Source organism: Oribacterium sinus, assembly GCF_014202695.1.
In the GTDB taxonomy this organism is placed as follows: domain Bacteria; phylum Bacillota; class Clostridia; order Lachnospirales; family Lachnospiraceae; genus Oribacterium; species Oribacterium sinus.
Genome location: NZ_JACHHH010000001.1, coordinates 63,660 through 81,665 on the forward strand (window position 1 = coordinate 63,660; position 18,006 = coordinate 81,665).

General features: G+C 42.5%; 17 protein-coding genes. 13 read left to right on the forward strand and 4 right to left on the reverse strand.

The features are described from left to right. Positions 1 to 105 precede the first annotated feature (105 nt). The 3 genes from HNQ46_RS00240 to HNQ46_RS00250 all read left to right on the forward strand — a co-directional run bounded on the left by HNQ46_RS00240 (position 106) and on the right by HNQ46_RS00250 (position 5,558). A complete protein-coding gene (locus tag HNQ46_RS00240) occupies positions 106 to 2,160 on the forward strand; it encodes a coiled-coil domain-containing protein (RefSeq protein WP_183681420.1) in 2,055 nt (684 codons plus the stop codon). Beyond that, the gene (locus HNQ46_RS00245; protein WP_183681423.1) at positions 2,161 to 4,266 is read left to right on the forward strand and encodes an efflux RND transporter permease subunit; all 2,106 of its coding nucleotides are present in this window, start codon (positions 2,161 to 2,163) and stop codon (positions 4,264 to 4,266) included. Between the two features lie 452 nt (positions 4,267 to 4,718). Beyond that, a complete protein-coding gene (locus HNQ46_RS00250) occupies positions 4,719 to 5,558 on the forward strand; it encodes a DUF6892 domain-containing protein (RefSeq protein WP_183681426.1) in 840 nt (279 codons plus the stop codon). A gap of 489 nt (positions 5,559 to 6,047) precedes the next feature. Here the strand turns inward: HNQ46_RS00250 and HNQ46_RS00255 are convergent, their stop codons facing one another. After that, the gene (locus tag HNQ46_RS00255) at positions 6,048 to 6,437 is read right to left on the reverse strand and encodes a hypothetical protein (protein WP_207719914.1); all 390 of its coding nucleotides are present in this window, start codon (positions 6,435 to 6,437) and stop codon (positions 6,048 to 6,050) included. 95 nt (positions 6,438 to 6,532) lie between these two features. On the opposite strand from HNQ46_RS00255, the gene HNQ46_RS00260 reads away from it, so the two are divergent. Continuing rightward, positions 6,533 to 6,712, forward strand: a complete 180-nt coding sequence (locus tag HNQ46_RS00260) for a DUF4261 domain-containing protein (RefSeq protein ID WP_207719916.1) — start codon at positions 6,533 to 6,535, stop codon at positions 6,710 to 6,712. 28 nt (positions 6,713 to 6,740) lie between these two features. Next, on the forward strand, positions 6,741 to 7,097 hold the full coding sequence (locus HNQ46_RS00265; RefSeq protein ID WP_040457867.1) for a cupin domain-containing protein: 357 nt from the start codon (positions 6,741 to 6,743) through the stop codon (positions 7,095 to 7,097). A gap of 108 nt (positions 7,098 to 7,205) precedes the next feature. On the opposite strand, the gene HNQ46_RS00270 is transcribed toward HNQ46_RS00265, so the two are convergent. The 3 genes from HNQ46_RS00270 to HNQ46_RS00280 form a co-directional block, all read right to left on the reverse strand. Continuing rightward, entirely contained in the window at positions 7,206 to 7,523 is a 318-nt protein-coding gene (locus HNQ46_RS00270; protein WP_183682207.1) for a hypothetical protein, read from the reverse strand. 120 nt (positions 7,524 to 7,643) lie between these two features. Beyond that, positions 7,644 to 8,147: a Csac_0668 family 2Fe-2S cluster-binding (seleno)protein gene (locus HNQ46_RS00275; RefSeq protein ID WP_278183776.1), complete on the reverse strand. Its 504-nt coding sequence runs from the start codon at positions 8,145 to 8,147 to the stop codon at positions 7,644 to 7,646. Between the two features lie 54 nt (positions 8,148 to 8,201). Beyond that, positions 8,202 to 8,414 carry a helix-turn-helix domain-containing protein gene (locus tag HNQ46_RS00280; RefSeq protein ID WP_007156672.1) on the reverse strand — a complete coding sequence of 71 codons (213 nt, stop codon included), beginning with the start codon at positions 8,412 to 8,414 and terminating at the stop codon, positions 8,202 to 8,204. Positions 8,415 to 8,883: 469 nt separating this feature from the next. Here HNQ46_RS00280 and pth point away from each other — a divergent pair, with 469 nt between their 5' ends. The 8 genes from pth (at position 8,884) to HNQ46_RS00320 (ending at position 17,761) form a co-directional block, all read left to right on the forward strand. Then, positions 8,884 to 9,477: an aminoacyl-tRNA hydrolase gene (gene pth, locus HNQ46_RS00285; RefSeq protein WP_183681432.1), complete on the forward strand. Its 594-nt coding sequence runs from the start codon at positions 8,884 to 8,886 to the stop codon at positions 9,475 to 9,477. Further along, the gene (gene mfd / locus HNQ46_RS00290; protein ID WP_183681435.1) at positions 9,470 to 12,886 is read left to right on the forward strand and encodes a transcription-repair coupling factor; all 3,417 of its coding nucleotides are present in this window, start codon (positions 9,470 to 9,472) and stop codon (positions 12,884 to 12,886) included. The genes pth and mfd overlap by 8 nt, the downstream gene beginning before the upstream one ends. Positions 12,887 to 13,066: 180 nt before the next feature. Next, a complete protein-coding gene (locus HNQ46_RS00295) occupies positions 13,067 to 13,339 on the forward strand; it encodes an HU family DNA-binding protein (RefSeq protein WP_007156668.1) in 273 nt (90 codons plus the stop codon). Positions 13,340 to 13,343: 4 nt separating this feature from the next. Continuing rightward, on the forward strand, positions 13,344 to 13,583 hold the full coding sequence (locus HNQ46_RS00300; protein ID WP_007156667.1) for an RNA-binding S4 domain-containing protein: 240 nt from the start codon (positions 13,344 to 13,346) through the stop codon (positions 13,581 to 13,583). 26 nt (positions 13,584 to 13,609) lie between these two features. Then, positions 13,610 to 13,888 (forward strand): septum formation initiator, encoded by a 279-nt coding sequence (locus HNQ46_RS00305; protein WP_242650879.1) that lies wholly within the window; start codon positions 13,610 to 13,612, stop codon positions 13,886 to 13,888. 119 nt (positions 13,889 to 14,007) lie between these two features. Next, the gene (gene tilS / locus HNQ46_RS00310) at positions 14,008 to 15,036 is read left to right on the forward strand and encodes a tRNA lysidine(34) synthetase TilS (protein WP_183681439.1); all 1,029 of its coding nucleotides are present in this window, start codon (positions 14,008 to 14,010) and stop codon (positions 15,034 to 15,036) included. A gap of 50 nt (positions 15,037 to 15,086) precedes the next feature. Then, on the forward strand, positions 15,087 to 15,617 hold the full coding sequence (gene hpt, locus HNQ46_RS00315; protein WP_183681441.1) for a hypoxanthine phosphoribosyltransferase: 531 nt from the start codon (positions 15,087 to 15,089) through the stop codon (positions 15,615 to 15,617). Positions 15,618 to 15,697: 80 nt separating this feature from the next. Next, positions 15,698 to 17,761: a glycoside hydrolase family 13 protein gene (locus HNQ46_RS00320; RefSeq protein WP_183681443.1), complete on the forward strand. Its 2,064-nt coding sequence runs from the start codon at positions 15,698 to 15,700 to the stop codon at positions 17,759 to 17,761. Positions 17,762 to 18,006 lie beyond the last annotated feature (245 nt).

Here is an 18,006-nt window from a genome sequence, read left to right on the forward strand (position 1 = left end):
ATTGAAATAGTATGAGTAAAACAGTATGGGGAAAGGTTTTGAAAGCAGAAGTGCTTTAAAGACAAAAGTAGCATTGGAATCGTATAGAACAAGGAGGGTACAAGCATGAAAAATCAGAAAATTTACAATAGAGAAACAGCAAGCAATCAAAACGGTAATCATAATGGTAATCAGAAGAATACTCGAAATGGTAAGCAAAGGAGCAGTGAAAGGAATAAGCAATGGAAAAGAGCAGTTTGTATTGCTCTTTGTTTAAGTCAGGTCCTTGCCCTGTCCATCTCGGCTTTGGCAGAGGTGCAAAAGCCTCGCTATCACGAGAACTACTATGCCTTATTAAGCCCCACCGGAGAATTCAAGCAGGGCTCTTTGGTAAGAGAGTATGAAACCAAGGGGTATTCCAGTCTTACAGATTACGGAACTTATGAAAATGTAAAAAATCTTAGCAACAGTGTAGCGGTAGAGTCCAATGGAAATCAGCATACCTTAGACCTGTCCAAGGGAAATGTAGACTCTCTCTTTTTGGAGGGGGAAACGTCAGAACCCTACAGTCTCTTGCCTTGGAGTATTCAGATTCGCTACGAGCTAAATGGTTTGGAGGTACAGCCGGAAACTCTTGCGGGAGAGAAGGGCTTGGTGAAAATTCATGTGCAGTTTAAAAAGAATCCCAACGCCCAGGATTATGCAGCGAAAAACTATGTGCTGATGGCTAAAAGTAGCTTTAGCGCAGAGGACATTTTATCCCTAAAGGCAGAGAAGGCTCAGGTGGTATCTTTGGGAGAAAAGAAGGAAGTGATTTTCGTCCTCCTTCCCGGAGAGGAAGACGACTTTACCATTGAGGTGGGAAGCAACTCCTTCAGTTTTTCCGGTTTACAATTTCAGATGGCTCCCCTTCGTTCCTCTCAGGTGGAGAAAATTACGGATTTACGAGAGGCAAAGGAAGAGTCGGAGGACTCCTACCGCGCCCTTAAGGACGCAGGAAACAGCCTTTTGGATTCCTTGGATGCCTCTCAGAAATCCGTGGAAGCGATGCGGAAAAACATTAACAACAGTGAAGCTCTTCTTCGGAAGACACAGGAAGAGGGAAGAGCTTATCAAAACAATAGAGACCAAATCTATCAGGATATGGAGACTGTGAATAGCAGCATCAGCCCTCTTACGGAAAATGTGGAGGATTTCAACGGACTGAGTCGAGATACCAAGAACAATATTAGCGAAAGCCAGAGCAATATGAATCGTTTGCAAAATGCCATGCTTGAGTTGGAGGATTCTTTGGTAGCCCTTCGGGGAGATGTACCCGGTCAGACAGAAATTGATAAGGCACAGCAGAGTCTTAGTCAGGTGGAAGCCTTACTTTCCGCAAAAAAGCAGGGATCCGTACAGAACAGCTTAGCGAATTTATCGGCTAAGCTGGAGGGCTCTCCTTTGAAGGATCAGATTATGGCTCTGGTGCAGGAATATATTTCTATGCAGGCAGAGGAGGCCGGTACAGAGGCGGAGATGCAGAAGCTTGCAATGGAAAAGCTAAGTCCTGCCTTAAAGGAATTTTCCTCCAATGCCCATTCCGGACTGACAAACTCTAAAGAGAGTCTTTCCGTTTTGGAAGACAACATTGAAGATGTGAAGAGATTGCAGGAAACCCTGAAAAGCTATGCGGAGAAGGGAGAGGAAACCGGCAGGAACTTAAACACGCTTTTGGAGAACAGTCAGAAAACCATGGAGGATTTACGAGGAACCCTGCAAGAGCAGGATGCTTACCTTCGAGGAAAGAGAGAGGAGGCCTATTCTTCTATTGAAAATAATTTAAATGCTACCGAGAAAATGCTGAAAAACGGAGAGGCTGTTTTGGATTCTACCGGAGCTGTTCGTAATGCCAAGGGAGAGTTGGAAGCCCTTGTGGAGAAGAAGTGGGATGAAAATGTAGGGGAAAAGTCCAGTGTTTTGGAAATTGATCCTAACAGACCCATTGAGTCCTTAATGCCTTCCGAAAATGATAATATTGTGGATGTGGCTGTGACCTTACGTACCGAAGAAATCAAAGAGGTAAAGGAAGAAACGGTAAAGACTAAAGAAACGAAAGAGCCTAGTCTCTGGGATAGACTGAGACAAGTGGCAAACAAGGTATGGAAAGGAATCACCTCTATTTTCAAAGGAGGGAAGTAAATGAGTATTAGCGAAAAATGTGCAGATTTTATTGTTAAATATAGAGAAAAAATCAGTCGAGTTTTCTGGGGGCTCTTAGGCATTTCCCTGATTCTTTGCCTCTTTGTGCAGGTGAATTACGACTTGAGTAAATATCTTCCGGAGTCCTCCCTTACTCAGCAGGGAATTCAGAAGATGGAGGATAGTTTTGGCTATCCCGGAACGGCAAGAATTATGCTAAAGGATGTCTCCATGGGAGAAGCCCTCTCTTATAAGGAGCAGATTGAGCATATTTCCGGTGTAGACCGGGTGAGTTTTTCCACAGGCTCCAAAAGTGCCTATGCTCCTGAATTTATGGAAGAAAAGGAGAAGGAAAAGGATTTAGATTATAAGGACGGAAATGCTTTATTTCATGTAGTCTTTGTAAAGGGAGACAGTGACGTACAAACAAAGAAGACCCTTAGGGAAATCGAAAGCCTTTTGGGAGACAAGGCGGTGTATGCAGGCCTTGCGGTACAAAGTAAGACGGTGGAGGAACAGGTTAGTAGCCAAATGGGCTTGATTTTAGCTCTGGGACTTGGCTTTATTTTCCTGATTCTGATTATAATGACCAATTCCTACGGAGAGCCTTTCCTATTCCTGATTACCATTTTGCTGGCGGTGGGACTAAACCGGGGCACCAATGTGTTTCTGGGAAAGGTATCTTTTATCACCAATAACGTTGCGGCAATTTTGCAGATTGCAGTATCCATGGACTATGCCATCTTCCTGCTTCACTCCTTTGAAACCGGTCTTGAAAAAGGAATGGATAAGGAAAAAGCCCTGTCCTATGCGGTAGGAAAATCCTTAAGCACGATTTTAGCATCTTCTCTAACCACTGTGGGAGGCTTTTTGGCTCTCTGTGCCATGAGCTTTGGAATCGGTAAGGATATGGGAATCGTATTGGCAAAGGGTGTGGTGTTCAGCCTTTTAACGGTTATTTTCTTTATGCCGGCTCTTTTGCTTCGGATGTGGAACTTTGTGGAAAAGACCAGACATAAGCCCTTTGTGCCCTCCTTTAAGCCATTGGCAAAGCTTGCCTACAGGCTTAGTCCTCTTGTACTGATTCTTACTATTCTTTTAGTTTATCCCTTAAATATCATGCAGGGGATGAATGACTTCCGCTTTAGTAACGGTGCGGTGGTAAAGGGAGAAGGTACAAAGATTTCTGAAATGGAAGAAGAAATCAATGGGGTTTTCGGAGAAGAAAATCTTTTGATTGCTATTTATCCGGAGGGAAGAAATGACAGAGAGAAGGCCTTGGGAAATCTTTTAACTTCCCTTCCTTATGTGGAAAATGTGCAGTCCTTAAGCTCCTTATTACCGGAGGGAGTACCGGAGTTTATGGTACCGAAGTCCTCCTTAGATTTAGTCAGAAAAGACGGCTACAGCAGAATGGTTATTACCCTAAATCTTCCCGGAGAAAGTCAGGAGTCTTATAAGGCGGTAAGCACCATTCGACAGATTTTAAAGGTTTACACCGGAGAAGACAGCTATCTGGTGGGAGATACCACCGCCACTATGGACATGGAAAATATCCTTCGAACAGACAATGCCAAGGTGAATACCCTGTCTATGATTGTGATTTTTCTTGTGGTTATGCTTTCCTTTAAGTCGGTACTCTTTGCTATTGTAGCCATGATTCCTATCGAACTGGCCATTATGAGCAATATGTCCTTCTCCTTCCTGGAAGGCACCAATATGATTTTTATCGGCTATGTTATCGTGTCCAGTATTCAGCTGGGCGCAACAGTGGACTACGCCATTTTGACCTTGGATCACTTCAAGGAAGAAAGAGAGAAAAAGAGCAGAAAGGAAGCCATTATTGCCTCCATTGAAAAGAGCCTATCCTCCCTCTTTGTTTCCGGAACGATTTTGGCGGTGGTCGGCTATGTGATTTCCTTTATCTCCTCCGTTCCGGCCATCGGACAGCTGGGAAAGTTGATCGGAAGAGGCGCCGTATGCTCCCTCTTCTTCGTAATCTTCTTGATGCCCTCGCTATTGGGAATTTTGGATAGAGTACTGATTTTCGCAGAAAAGAGAAAGAAAGCGGTGAAGAATAAAGTTGCCGGCGCTGTTGTAGTATAGACCTGTATTAGGGGCGCTCTTGCCAACCTAGTTTGTCGTAGTGAAAGGCTATACATTATAGATCTTCGCTCTGATGCCATATAGACCTGTAAGTGGGGCACGCTCTCGCTAACCTCGCCTCGTAGCGGATACTAAGCGAAAAACACAGTTTCTGTGTTTTTCGCAAGTACCGACGGGCTCAGATTGCCCCTTTTACAGGGATATGCTGCATCAGTCGGTGAAACTTGTTGTTTTTTATAGTCCTTCACTTCCTCACTTTCGACAAGTCATGACGGGCTATGATTGCCCTACCTACAGACATATGCTGCATTAGGTGGCTTATTACAGCCCTTCAATTTGTCGCGGAGGATTTGTAAAGGGCATGAGGCTTTTGCTATAGAGAGAATAAAATGAATTTTGTATAATACTGTTGCACAATCAGTGAAAAGTTGTATATGCACAGGAGATTCATTATGACGAGAGAGGAAAGAGCAGAAAAGTGGTTTTCCAATATATCCGGTGCTGAATCCATCAGCATAGAAAGCAAAATAGAAATATGTGATAAGGCTGCAAAGAGAATGATGATTATCATTTTGGGCTTATTGACTTTAGAGTTCATTTTGCTATTCGTTGTAGGAGGAGAAATCTTCACTAGGGTAGCAGACTTTTTGAATCGCATTTCGGAAGGCGGACATACGGGAAATCACTCTCAAGGTCTTGCACTTACAGGAATCATTGTGTTCTTACCTGTTTTTATAATCCCTTTGACGGCTGCTTTTAGCTATAAAAATAATTATCTTAAAGCTGAACTGGCTAAGATTGTGACCAGTAGAGAAAATACTGCTGGCAAAGAGTCGGCTTTGCCAAGTTTTACTAAAGAAAGTGAAAGCGATATTCTCCATTTTGATACTTTGAATTTCAAATTAGCGATTATTCAAGTCTTGATGTATGACCTGCATTTGCTGAAGCCGGAATTTGATATCTATGCTTTTGCCGACCAATATAAAGGCAAAAATATCGATACGGACAGTGATGCCATTATAGAACCTGCGATGAATTTCTTTAAGGAAATGGAAATTCCAAAGAACTTTGCCCCCTATGTGGAAATGCTCTACATGGACGGCGGGAATGATGTGTACATGAACATTATTCCCCAGTGGGATGGAGAAGACGACAGTTTTGACCTAAATGAAATCACTTTGGAAGAACTACAGCAATTTCCAAATCTAAAAAAAGCTAACCTTATGAGCAGTGATTTTGATAAGGTAAAAGAAGTATTCGAGGCTGCAAATATTGCAGTAGAACCGCTTTAACAATGAAAACAAATGATAGTATTAGCAAAGTTGGTAAGGAGCTATGTAAAGTATGGGAGCGTTCTAAGCTCTGAGGCAGTGAAGGACTATAAGAATCCCAAAGCTAAAGCGATTGATCCAGTATAGGCCTGTAAAAGGGGCAATCCAGTCCACCGCACTTACTGAGCACAAGAGCAATGAAGGACTATAAGAATCTCACTATGTCGCAATAAGCCATGTGATTAAAAAGCTTGTCAGAACCATCTTTCGGATGGAAATAACCCATACGTCATATCAGCCTTTATAAGTTAAATTAGCTCATAATCTTTTCTGAGAGCATCATCGCTGATGCTCTATTCGTCATACAGTTTTCAATGTACTAATCTATCTAAAATACGTTTCCGTATTTTATTCTAAAAATCTTAATCTTATGCTTGACTATTAATAGTTAGTCTTTCGTTAAAATAAAAAAGAGATATCATTTCTGCTATCCCTTTCAAAGTGTCACAATTAAAATTTTAAGTCTTTTGAAATATCTTCTATATTTCTATAATGATTTTCTATTTCTTCTTGCTTCTTTCTTTTTAATTGTTCTTCTCTTCTTCTATATTGTTTTTCTTCTTCATTTGTTTTTTCTACACACAAGATTAAGGTATCTCTATGATATTGTTTTACCTCTTCGATTGTTGTTCCATCTAAAATGATTTTATCAGATTCAACTCTAGCTATTCCAGGTCTATGCATTGATGTAAAACTTGGTGGGTAATTCCAATTTCTTAAAAACAATTCAGACCATGTGCTAGTTGGTTTGCTAGATAATCTAAAATGGATTCTATACAAAGCAGAACCTCTTGTTCCATCATTTTTTGGCAAGGTAACTTCATTTGTTATAATGCCCACTATTTTTATATCGTCTCCCTCAATTGTTATTGGTTCATATTCATCAACATAATATGGTCTTATACCTACTTTAGGTTGCTTTTTAACTTAGTGTATTGTATTATATCTTTGAGCACGATAACCCTATTGATGACGGTCAAACGATTGCAGGCTTAGAAAATGGAGATATGAATCCAGATATCAAATGGAAGGTTCAATATGAGGATTCCTTAATTCAACCTGTTCGCACTGTTATAGATATTAATATGGGTGAATATGCATCGGGCACTCGCTAGTTGGAAATTGATGAAAGGTGTGAGCATTATGAATGATCAACGTGTTTTTGACATGGAACTTGTGAAAGTTGAAAGTCTAGAGAACGCTGTTAAGACAGCATTTTATCAAACTGATTCCACAGGTGGTTCAGTATGGGTTATTAAACCTGGTCAAACCTTACCAAAGCATTACCATCATAACTCTGATGATATATGGGTTATATTGCAAGGCAAGGGGGTATTTTATCCAACGCCTGATACGGAGGTGCCTTTTACAAAGGGGCAAGTTATAGTATCTAAAAAGGGTGAATGTCATGGCGCAAAAAATACTGGAACAGAAGATGTTATCTTTGTAAGTATCGTTGCTCCTGTACCTTCTGATTATGACCCTGTTAGTACTAATTAATATGAAAGCACTTTATAGTATTTTGTTATCTTGTAATAGAGATAGAGTTATACCATAAAGTGCTTTTTATTTTATACAGTCATTCTTTGTGAATATACCTTTTCTATTTTAGATAATATAAAGTCTTGTATCTTTATCTCTAACAAACCCCCAATTTATTTTACGCCTATATGCGTAATCCTTAAAAGCATAGAATTTATTTTCGATTTGCTCATCAATATTTTCCAGCTGACCTTTCTTTACCATATCCTTAAGTTTCCTTGAATTAGTTTTTCTTTTTTCACTAATATAATCTGCAAGTGGTTGGCTTTTTTCATCGGCATCTTCTATAATCTTTTTCATAGCTTTTAAAATAGCCTTTGCTGAATACTGAGCCACTTTTATCTCAATATTTATAGCCTTATTATTAACTTCATCATTTACCATATAGGTGACCTCCTTTCCGGTAAAAATAAAAAAGCGGCCCAGACTTTTACATCTGAACCGTTAAAATTTTAATTCTATAGTTTTTTATTATTTTTAATTTTATTACTGTTGTGACGTACTTTATAAATTATGTTTCGCAAACTTTTGTTTGCTTTTTAATGCCTTATTGATGGTTTCTTGAATAAAAGGACTACAGCATTTTCCCAAAGGATTGTTAATTTCGCACTTTCCATTTTTCATTGCCCCTGTAAGTCTAATAATATCTTTAATATTCTTTGCACCATCATCTAAAACAGCGTTTATAATTTGTTGCTCTGTAACTTGGTTGCAATAGCATATATATTTGGGATTTGCATCCTTTTTAAACCATATAGGAACTTTTACATCTCCCTTATAAAAAACTCTTTCATTGTTTAAGTTATAATACACGACATCACAATCTTCATTCATACATAAATAGTAAGTTTCTTCATCTACAACCTTTCCCATAAGGTTTTCTGATACCATATGCTTTACAGTTATATTCTTAACCTTTTCTCCTCTTTTGTGACATTTGGGGCAATTTGCTTTTTCTTCCACTGTACCAGTGGTTTTTTGTATTGAACCTCAGCAAGATTGACTTATCTTATTTTCTTGACTCACTTTATTTCCTCCTTTCTAAAAAATATTTTCTTCATTTTATTCCACCTCATTTCTATGAATTTCTATAACATCTTCAATTCTGCAATCCAATGCCAGGCAAATCTTTTCTAATGATTCTAAGTTCACATAAGAGTTTTTGCTCATTCTAGAAACTATGTTACTTGTTATGTTTGCAGCTCCTTTTAAGTCTTCTTTGTTCATTTCTCTTTCTACCAATAAGTGCCATAATGGTTTATAAGAAATTGCCATATTATTACCCCTTATCCGTTTTATTGTTAAGATATATTATATCATAAATAGGCTGATAAGTCACTTTAGCCTATTTTATACTTGTGCTTGCGTTAGTATTTATTGAGATAGTCCTTGTTTTTTTCCTTGTCCCACTTGGAACTGCTCCAAATCCCTGAACCATAGAGCAGTGAAGAACTGTAAGAATTCCAAAGCTGAAGCGATTGATGCAGTATGGGCCTGTAAAAGGGGCAATCTGAGCCCGTCGGTACTTGCGAAAAACACAGAAACTGTATTTTTCGCTTAGTATCCGCTACGAGGCGAGGTTAGCGGGAGCGTGCCCCACTTATAGGCCCATACTGCATTAGGGCGTGGCTCTATATCGCTTATAGTTCTTCGCTACGAGGCTTCCACCTTGATTCGTTTGCAAAAACCCTCTATAATACGCCTTGTGCTTTAATCGAGCTTAAGAATAGAGAGAGGGAAGAAAATGTGGTTAATTGCAGGATTAGGGAATCCGGAGAAAAAATATGTGGGCACAAGACACAATGCCGGTTTTGCGGTGATTGATGTGCTTTGTAAGGAGCTGGGAAACCTGTCTTTGGAAAGCACAAAATTTCGTGGTGCCTATACCAAGACCAGAATCGGCAGCGAAGAGGTACTTCTTTTAAAGCCCCTAACCTATATGAACCTTTCCGGGGAATCCATCGTGCCTCTGGCTCAGTATTTTAAGATTCCCAAGGAGCAGATTTTGGTGCTTTCCGATGAGATTTCCTTTGCCCCCGGAGACATTCGCATCCGAAAAAAGGGCTCTGCCGGAGGGCATAATGGGCTGAAAAATATTATCGCCCACCTCCACAGTGAAGAGTTTCCCAGAATCCGTTTAGGGGTGGGTGCCAAGGGAGAGAAGGAAGATCTTGCCCACCATGTGCTTTCTCCATTTTCCAAGGCGGAACAGGCGGAGATGGAAGATGCCTATGAGAGAGCGGCAAAAGCCTGCATTGCCATTGTGGAAAAGGGCATTGATCAGGCTATGAACGAGTTCAACCAAAAGAAGAAGGGAAAGGAAGAGGCTGATGCATAATCTGGAAAAAATGCCGGAGGAGGGCATTCTTCTACCGAAAAATCCGGCGAGTAAAACCCGGATTTTTTTTGAACTTACGGAGGCTTTGGAAAAGAAGGAGCCCTTGTTTGTGGAGGGAATTTCTGACTCCCTAAAGTCTCTTTTGGCTCTTTGCTTTAGGGGAAAATGGATTCTTTACCTTTGTAAGACGGAGGAGCGGGCAAAGGAGATTTTGCAGGACGGTAAAATCTTTGCGGAGAATTGCCTGCTTTTTCCGGCGAAGGACTACCTTTTTTATAAGGCAGATACCAGAGGAAACTATATCAGTAGAGAGCGAAGTGAGTGCCTTAGGCAGCTGGTGGAGGAGGAAGAGGGAGTGCTGGTGACCACTCTTCCGGCAATGCTGGAAAAGTTGGAGGGAAAAAATGCCTTCCGCCAGGCGGTGTTTACGGTGCAGCTGGGACAGACTCTTTCTCTGGAGAGTTTGCAAGACAGTCTTCATTCCCTTGGATATCAAAGGGTGGACCAGGTGGAGAGCAGAGGAGAGTATTCCCTTAGGGGAGGAATCCTGGATGTCTTTTCCAACCAAATGGAGGAGCCCCTTAGAATAGAATTTTTTGATGATGAGGTGGACAGCCTTCGGTATTTTTCTTTGGAAAGCCAGCGTTCTTTGGAACAGGTGGAGGAAGCCAATATTTACCCGGTGTCCGAGCAGGGAAAGCCCTCTTCCTTAAAGGCTTTTTCTCTTTTGGATTATCTTCCTAAGGATTGTCTGGTGATTGTGGATGAGCCGGTGCGGGTTTTGGAAGAGGGAAAAAGGGTAGAGGAGGAATTTATCGCCTACTTTTCCCAAAGGGCTGAAGCGGAAGCAAATCAGGAAAAGGATCAAAGGCCATTAGACCTTTTCTCTGTGAGGACTCTCATGGAGGAATGTGCTTCCCGCCCCATCTTCTTCTTTTCAAGCCTTGGAGGCATTTCCGAATGGAGTGAGGTCTTTAAAGAACCGCTAAAATCCATTTCTTTGGAGTGCAGAGAAATCCCCTTTTACGGTAAGCAATTTGCCCAGTTTAAAGGGGATATGGAAAAGTATAAGAAGGAGAAGGTGCGGATTTCTTTGTATTCTCCTTCTCAAAGCAGAGCCTCTCGTCTGGCGGAAGAGCTAAGAAAGGAGGGGCTTTCCGCCTATTGTCCGGATAGACTGGCCGAAGACAGGGAAGAGGGAGAGGACACGGAAAATGCGGGAAGCATAAGGGTATTGCCCCGGTATCTTCGAAAAGGCTTTTATTTACCTAAGGAAAAGCTTCTGGTAATGACGGAGCAGGACCTATATGGGCAAAGTCTTGCAGGAAGAAAACGTCGGAAGAAAAAGCAGGTGGAAAGTCTCCATATCGGTTCTTTGACGGAGCTCCATAAGGGAGATTATGTGGTGCATGAAAGCCACGGTATCGGCATTTACGAGGGCATTGAGCGAATCGTAACGGACGGCGTCAGCAAGGACTATTTAAAGATTCTCTACGGAGACGGGGGGAATCTGTATTTGCCGGTAAATAAATTGGACGGTATTGAGAAATATGCCGGAAAGGAGGCAAAGGCTCCTAAATTAAATCGCCTAAACGGTTCAGAATGGCAGAAAACCAAGTCTAAGGTTAAGGGTGCGGTGCGGGAAATCGCCAAGGAGCTTTTGGCTCTCTATGCCAAGAGGCAGGAAGAGAGAGGCTATCCCTTTGGAAAGGATACGGTTTGGCAAAGAGAATTTGAGGAGGCCTTCCCCTACGAGGAAACCGGAGATCAGCTTCTGGCTATTGAAGCCACCAAGGAAGACATGGAAAGTGAGAAAATCATGGACCGGCTGGTTTGTGGGGATGTGGGTTACGGAAAGACGGAAATAGCGCTGCGGGCAGCCTTTAAGGCGGTGCAGGACTCCAAGCAGGTGGCCTACCTTTGCCCCACCACCATTTTGGCCCAGCAAATCTACAATGGCTTTGTGGAGAGGATGAAGGGCTTTCCGGTGGAAGTGGGAATCCTTTCCCGTTTTCAAAGCCAAAAGGAAGTCCATAAGACCCTGGAACAGCTTGCCAGCGGAAGAATTGATATCTTAGTGGGAACCCATAGATTACTTTCCAAGGATGTGCATTTTAAAAATCTGGGGCTCTTGGTGGTGGATGAGGAACAGCGCTTCGGGGTACAGCATAAGGAGCGCATCAAGTCCTTAAAGGAAAATGTGGATGTGCTTACCCTTTCCGCAACCCCTATTCCTAGAACTCTCCACATGTCTTTGGTGGGTATTCGAGACCTTTCTATCCTGGAGGAAGCTCCCATGGATAGACTTCCCATCCAAACCTATGTGATGGAAGAGGAGGAAGGCACCATTCGGGAGGCTATTTCCAGAGAGCTTCGGCGAAACGGTCAGGTTTACTATGTGCATAATCGGGTAAAAAGCATAGAGGATACGGCGCTTCGCCTGCAAAAACTGCTTCCGGAGGCTAGAATTGCTTATGCTCACGGGCAGATGGGAGAGAAAGAACTGGAAGAAATCATGCTTTCCTTTATTGCCGGAGAAATAGATGTACTGGTATCCACCACCATTATCGAAACCGGACTGGATATTCCCAATGCCAATACCCTGATTATTCAAGATGCGGATAAGATGGGGCTTTCCCAGCTTTACCAGATTCGAGGCAGGGTAGGAAGATCCAACAGAACCTCCTATGCATTTTTACTTTATAAAAAAGGAAAAAGCCTTACGGAAGAGTCGGAAAAGCGCTTAAAGGCTATCCGGGAATTTACGGAGCTGGGCTCCGGAATTCGTATTGCTTTAAGAGACCTGGAAATCCGCGGGGCGGGAAATGTGCTGGGAGCAGAGCAGCACGGCCACATGGAGGCGGTGGGGTATGAGCTCTATACCAAGCTGCTTCGCCATGCGGTGCTTTTGGAAAAGGGAGAAAAGCAGGAAGAGGAGGACTTTGAAACCCAGCTGGATGTGGATTTGGACGCTTTTATTCCGGAAAACTATATGGAAAATGAGGAACAGAAGCTGGAGGCTTATCAAAAGATTGCCTTACTTAGCAGTGAAGAAGAGAAGATGGATTTGGAGGATGAGCTGACAGACCGTTACGGTGACCTGCCCTATCAGGTGGAAAATCTCTTCCAGGTGGCAAGCCTTCGAAATTTGCTTCATAAAATAGGGGTAACGGAGTGCAAGATCAAGAGGGGAGAAATTCACTTTTTATTCTTCCCTAAGGCGAAAATCAATACCGCTGCCATTCCTGCCTTGATTTCCGAGTCCCGGGGGGAGATTCGTTTTGTAAATGGAGAGAGTCCCAAGCTTTTATATAAAAAGAAGAATTTGCGGGATTTGCCTAAGATACAGGAAAGCATGGAAAAAGCAAAGGAAATAGCAGAAGCCCTGCTTCTCCCACTTTCCCCTTAAAAAGAAAGAAAAACTATCAAATTTTTTACAAAAATAGAGAAAAAACATAGGAAATCCATGGAAATACAAGGCTTTCATTGACAGGAGAAAAGGAGAAAGTTATAATGCACTCGTATGTGGGGAGTTGTGCCCCAAGTAACAAGACTACGCCGAAAAATCGGCGATTATGGAGGATGAAAGATGAATAAAGTAGATTTGGTTTCCGCAGTAGCAAAGCAGGCAGAGTTATCTAAGAAGGATGCGGGATTAGCAGTTGAGGCTGTTTTTGATGCCATTTCTGAGGCTTTAGAGAAGGGGGATAAGGTTCAGCTTATCGGTTTCGGAACTTTCGATGTTTCTGAGAGAGCTGCAAGAGAGGGACGTAACCCAAGAACCGGAGAGACTATGAAGATTGCTGCTTCCAAGGCTCCAAGATTCAAGGCAGGTAAGGCTTTAAAGGATCGCGTGAACTAATTTCATGCGACTGGATAAGTATTTGAAGGTATCTCGTCTCATAAAAAGACGCACAATTGCTAATGAAGCCTGCGATACCGGTCGAATATCTGTTAACGGGAAAGTGCAGAAGGCTTCCTACGACGTGAAGGTAGGAGATGTCATCAGCATTCGTTTCGGAGAAAAAGCAGTAGAAGCCAAGGTATTGTCGGTGCAAGAGACTGTGCGAAAGGATGAGGCGGCAGAGCTATTTCAATATCTATGAGAAAGCAAGAGAAACAGAAAAGAAAAGTGTTTAAACATGGGGTTACTGTCCTGGGATTGTTCATGGTGGTAGCCCTTCTTGCTATTGTTATTTTTGTTCGAGGCAGAGAGCTTACGGAGAAAAATAAAAATTATCTTGCTATGGAAGAGAGTTTGGCTGAGGAGTACAGTAAGGAAGAGCAACGAGCTAAAGCTCTGGAAGAGAAAAAAGTCTATGTGAAGACCAAAGAGTATATCATGGAAGAGGCAAGAGAGATATTTGGATTGCAGATGCCGGATGAGATTATTGTAAGGCCGAAAGAGTAAAGACTGAAAGAGGAAAACCGTATGTCATAGTAGACTTTATCTATGTCATAGGGTTAGGATTAGAGAAAAGCGAAAGAGGAAGATTCTTCTTTCGTTTTTCCTTTGTATACAGGGATAAAATGAGAAAAGGAATCGATACCGAGCTATTTTTACAAGTGAAAAAACAGCAGTGGATACGGGAAGGGGAGCAGATTTTGTTGGCTCTTTCCGGCGGTGCGGATTCCATGTATCTTTTGTATTTTTTAAAGGAATTACAGAACCATCTTTCTTTTTCTCTTAGAGCCATGCATGTGCAACATGGCATCAGAGGGGATGAAGCTGTAGAAGATGCCACATTTTCAAGGCAGCAGGCAGAGCTATATCAAGTGCCTTTTTTGGAATATACTTGTTCCGTACCGGACTATGCCGAGGAAAATAGGCTGGGAATAGAAGAGGCGGCAAGGACACTTCGCTACAAAGCCTTAAAAGAAGAAGCCCTTCGTTGGCAGGCGGAAAGTGGCCGAAAAACTAAGATTGCCTTAGCGCATCACATGGATGATCAGGCGGAAACGATATTGTTTCATTTGATTAGAGGTGCGGGATTTTCCGGAATAAGCGGAATGAAGGCGGAAGAGCTTCTGTCAGAGGCCGGGATTACCCTTCTTCGCCCCCTCCTGTCTTTACGGAAAGAGGAGATTCTGAAGCGGCTGGAGGAAGTGGGGATTCCCTATCGGGAGGATAGTACAAACCGGGACAAAAGCTATGCCAGAAATTATCTTCGTTTAGAAATTTTACCTGCTTTGGAGAAGATTAATGCCGGAGCGGTTAAGCATTTGCTGGAGGCGGCGGAGCTTTTTTCGGAAACGGAAGCCTATTTTCAAGAAAAGGCGACAGAATGGATAGAACGATACGGAGAACGGAAGGAAAGCTTTACGGGAAAATGCATTTCTCTGTCTATTCCTCAATTAAAAAAGGAAAAAGCCCTTTTTCGCAGAGAAATTTATAAGGAAGCCATTTTCTTGTTAAGGGGCAATACCACAGAATTTGGGAAGCTACATTACCATGGAATTGACCGCTTGTTGAAAAGGGGAAACGGTGGAAGGCTTTCTCTTCCGAAAAGTGTAAAGGCAAGAGTGGAGCAAAAACGACTGCTTTTAGAAAAGTTTTAAAATCATGTAATCCGGAATTTTATAGGAAAATAGTAAATGGGGGACTCAATATGGAAAAAGAAGAAAAAATCCGAGTACTGTTTTCGGAAGAGGAAATTGAAAAGCGGGTAAGTGAACTGGCTGAGGAGATTGGAAGAGACTATGCCGGGAAGGATCTGCACTTAGTCTGTATTTTAAAGGGGGCTGCTCCCTTTATGTGCGAGCTGGCAAAAAAATTAAATAATCCCGGAGTTTCCATGGATTTTATGGCAGTTAGCAGCTATGGTTCTCAAACCCAAAGCTCCGGAGTAGTAAAGATTGTAAAGGATTTGGATGAGCCCTTGGAAGGAAAGAATGTTCTATTGGTGGAGGACATTATCGACACGGGAAGAACCTTACACCATTTGGAGCATTTGCTTCGGGAAAGGTGTCCCGCTTCTTTGGAAATCTGTACTCTCTTGGATAAGCCCGAGAGAAGAGAGGTAGAGGTAGATGTAAAATACAAGGGATTCTGTGTTCCGGATGTTTTCGTTGTAGGCTACGGCATTGACTATGCCCAGAAGTATAGAGCATTAAACTATATCGGAGAAGTGATTCTTTAAGTTTCAAAAGTTTTGATAAGAATTCGGGAATGGCGGTATCGCTTTTTTCAGGATTGGGGAAGTAAAGGAGGATTTCCGAAATGGAGGAAAGAGGAATCAATCGAGAGGCCTTATATAGCATAGGAAAGGGGTTTTATCGGGAGCCGGAGGAGAGCCCGGCCTTTTCGGATGTGACCATTCGTTTTCGTACCCTAAGAGAGGATGTAGATAGAGTTTTGCTTTATCTTCCGGATGAACAGCAGATTTATCCTATGCAGTTGGAAAGCAGTGATCACTATTTTGATTACTATGAAATGGAAATAAAACTGAAGGATAAACCTTTGCATTATTATTTTCGTATTGAAAAGGGAGAAGAGGTCATCCATTACAATCGTTTAGGTGTGACGGAAGATTTGGACATTCAATATGCTTTTTCTATTTTTCCGGATTTTTTTGTTCCGGACTGGATTAAAGGTGTCACCATGTATCAAATTTTTGTGGACCGTTTCCGAAACAGTGACGGAAAAAATAATGTAGAGGACAGGGAGTATATTTATCTGGGACGTCCCGTGGTATCGGTTTCAGATTGGGATGCGCCAGTAGAGTCCTTTGATGTACATCGTTTTTATGGCGGCGATTTGGAAGGGGTTTGGGAGAAGCTGGATTACCTGGAACATTTGGGGGTAGAGGTTCTTTATTTCAATCCACTCTTTGTGTCTCCCTCCAATCATAAATATGATACCCAGGATTACGACCATATTGATCCCCATTTGGGGAGAATTGTGAATGACGGAGGTAAAGTGCTTCCAAAGGGGGAAACAGACAATAGAGAAGCCTCCAAGTACAGCATTCGCAGTACGGATAAAGAGAATCTGGATGCCAGTGATACCCTGTTCTTACTTTTTGTGGAGGCCTGCCACAAGAGGGGGATGCGAGTGATTATCGACGGCGTTTTTAATCACTGCGGTTCCTTCCATCGCTATATGAATGCTTCCTATTTCTACAAAACCGGGGAGGATTCACCCTATCCCAAGGGGGCTTATGAAAGCTATTACAGTCCCTATCTGGATTACTTTCATTTTTCAAAGGAAGAAGAGACGGATTGGCCGGAAAATGACAGCTATGAAAAGTGGTGGGGAAACGACACCCTGCCGAAATTGAATTATGAAAATGCTCCCAAACTGGAGGCGGAAATCTTAGGGATTGCCAAAAAATGGGTTAGTCCTCCCTTTTCCTGTGACGGCTGGCGTTTGGATGTGGCGGCAGATTTAGGGCACAGTGAAGCCTATAACCACAGATTTTGGAAGAAGTTCCGAAAAGCCGTAAAGGAGGCTAATGAAGACGCGGTAATTTTAGCAGAGCATTACGGAAATCCCAGTGCCTGGCTGAAAGGGCAGGAGTGGGACAGCATTATGAACTACGATGCCTTTATGGAGCCGGTAAGCTGGTTTCTGACCGGTATGGAAAAGCATTCCGACAGGGCTGAGCCGGAGAAATTCGGAGATGGAGAACTATTCTTTAACACCATGCGTTATAACATGGCAAAGCTTCCGGAAAATGCCTTGGATGCTGCGATGAATCAGCTGTCCAACCATGATCATTCCCGTTTCTTAACCAGAACCAACAGAAGAGCCGGAAGAATGAAAGATGGCTTTGATGATGCGGGAATCGGCATTGACTACGGGCTTTTCCGTCTGGCCGGTATGCTTTTGTTTACTTGGCCGGGAGCACCTACCCTGTTTTATGGTGATGAAGTAGGCGTATACGGATGGACTGAGCCGGATTGTCGTAGACCCTATCCTTGGGGAAAGGAAGATTTGGAGCTTTTAGAATATCATCGGTATTTGATTTCTCACAGAAAGACTTCACCTGCCTTGAAAAACGGAAATCTTATGCTCCTGAAAAGTGGAAAAAACTGGGTATCCTATCTTCGATGCAGTGAAAATCAAATTGCTCTGATTATTATATACTGCGGAGATGAGGACTGTACTTTGGATATCCCCCTGTGGAGGGCATCCATTACGGATAAGATGGAGATTCGAAGAGTACTGAAAACCGATGGAAGAGGCTACAATGCCGGACAAACCAAACGCTATACGGAGAATGGTATCCTTTCCAGTAGACTGAGAGCAAAAACCGGAAAGATATATCTGATTGATTTTTAGACTTTACAAGGATTAGAAAACGAGATATCGCACACTACGCGTGCGATATCTCGTTAAGAATAAAAAAGAGCTACAGAAGAGATTTCGTTCTTTACTGTATACCGGCTCTACCTTAGGGGCACGCTCCCGCTAAGCTCGCCCCTGCAGGGGATACTAAACGAAAAACTTCATAATATTCGTTTTTCGTAAGTACCCGCGGGCTCAGATTGCCCCTGTCGGTAGACCGGCTATACAGTTACAGAACT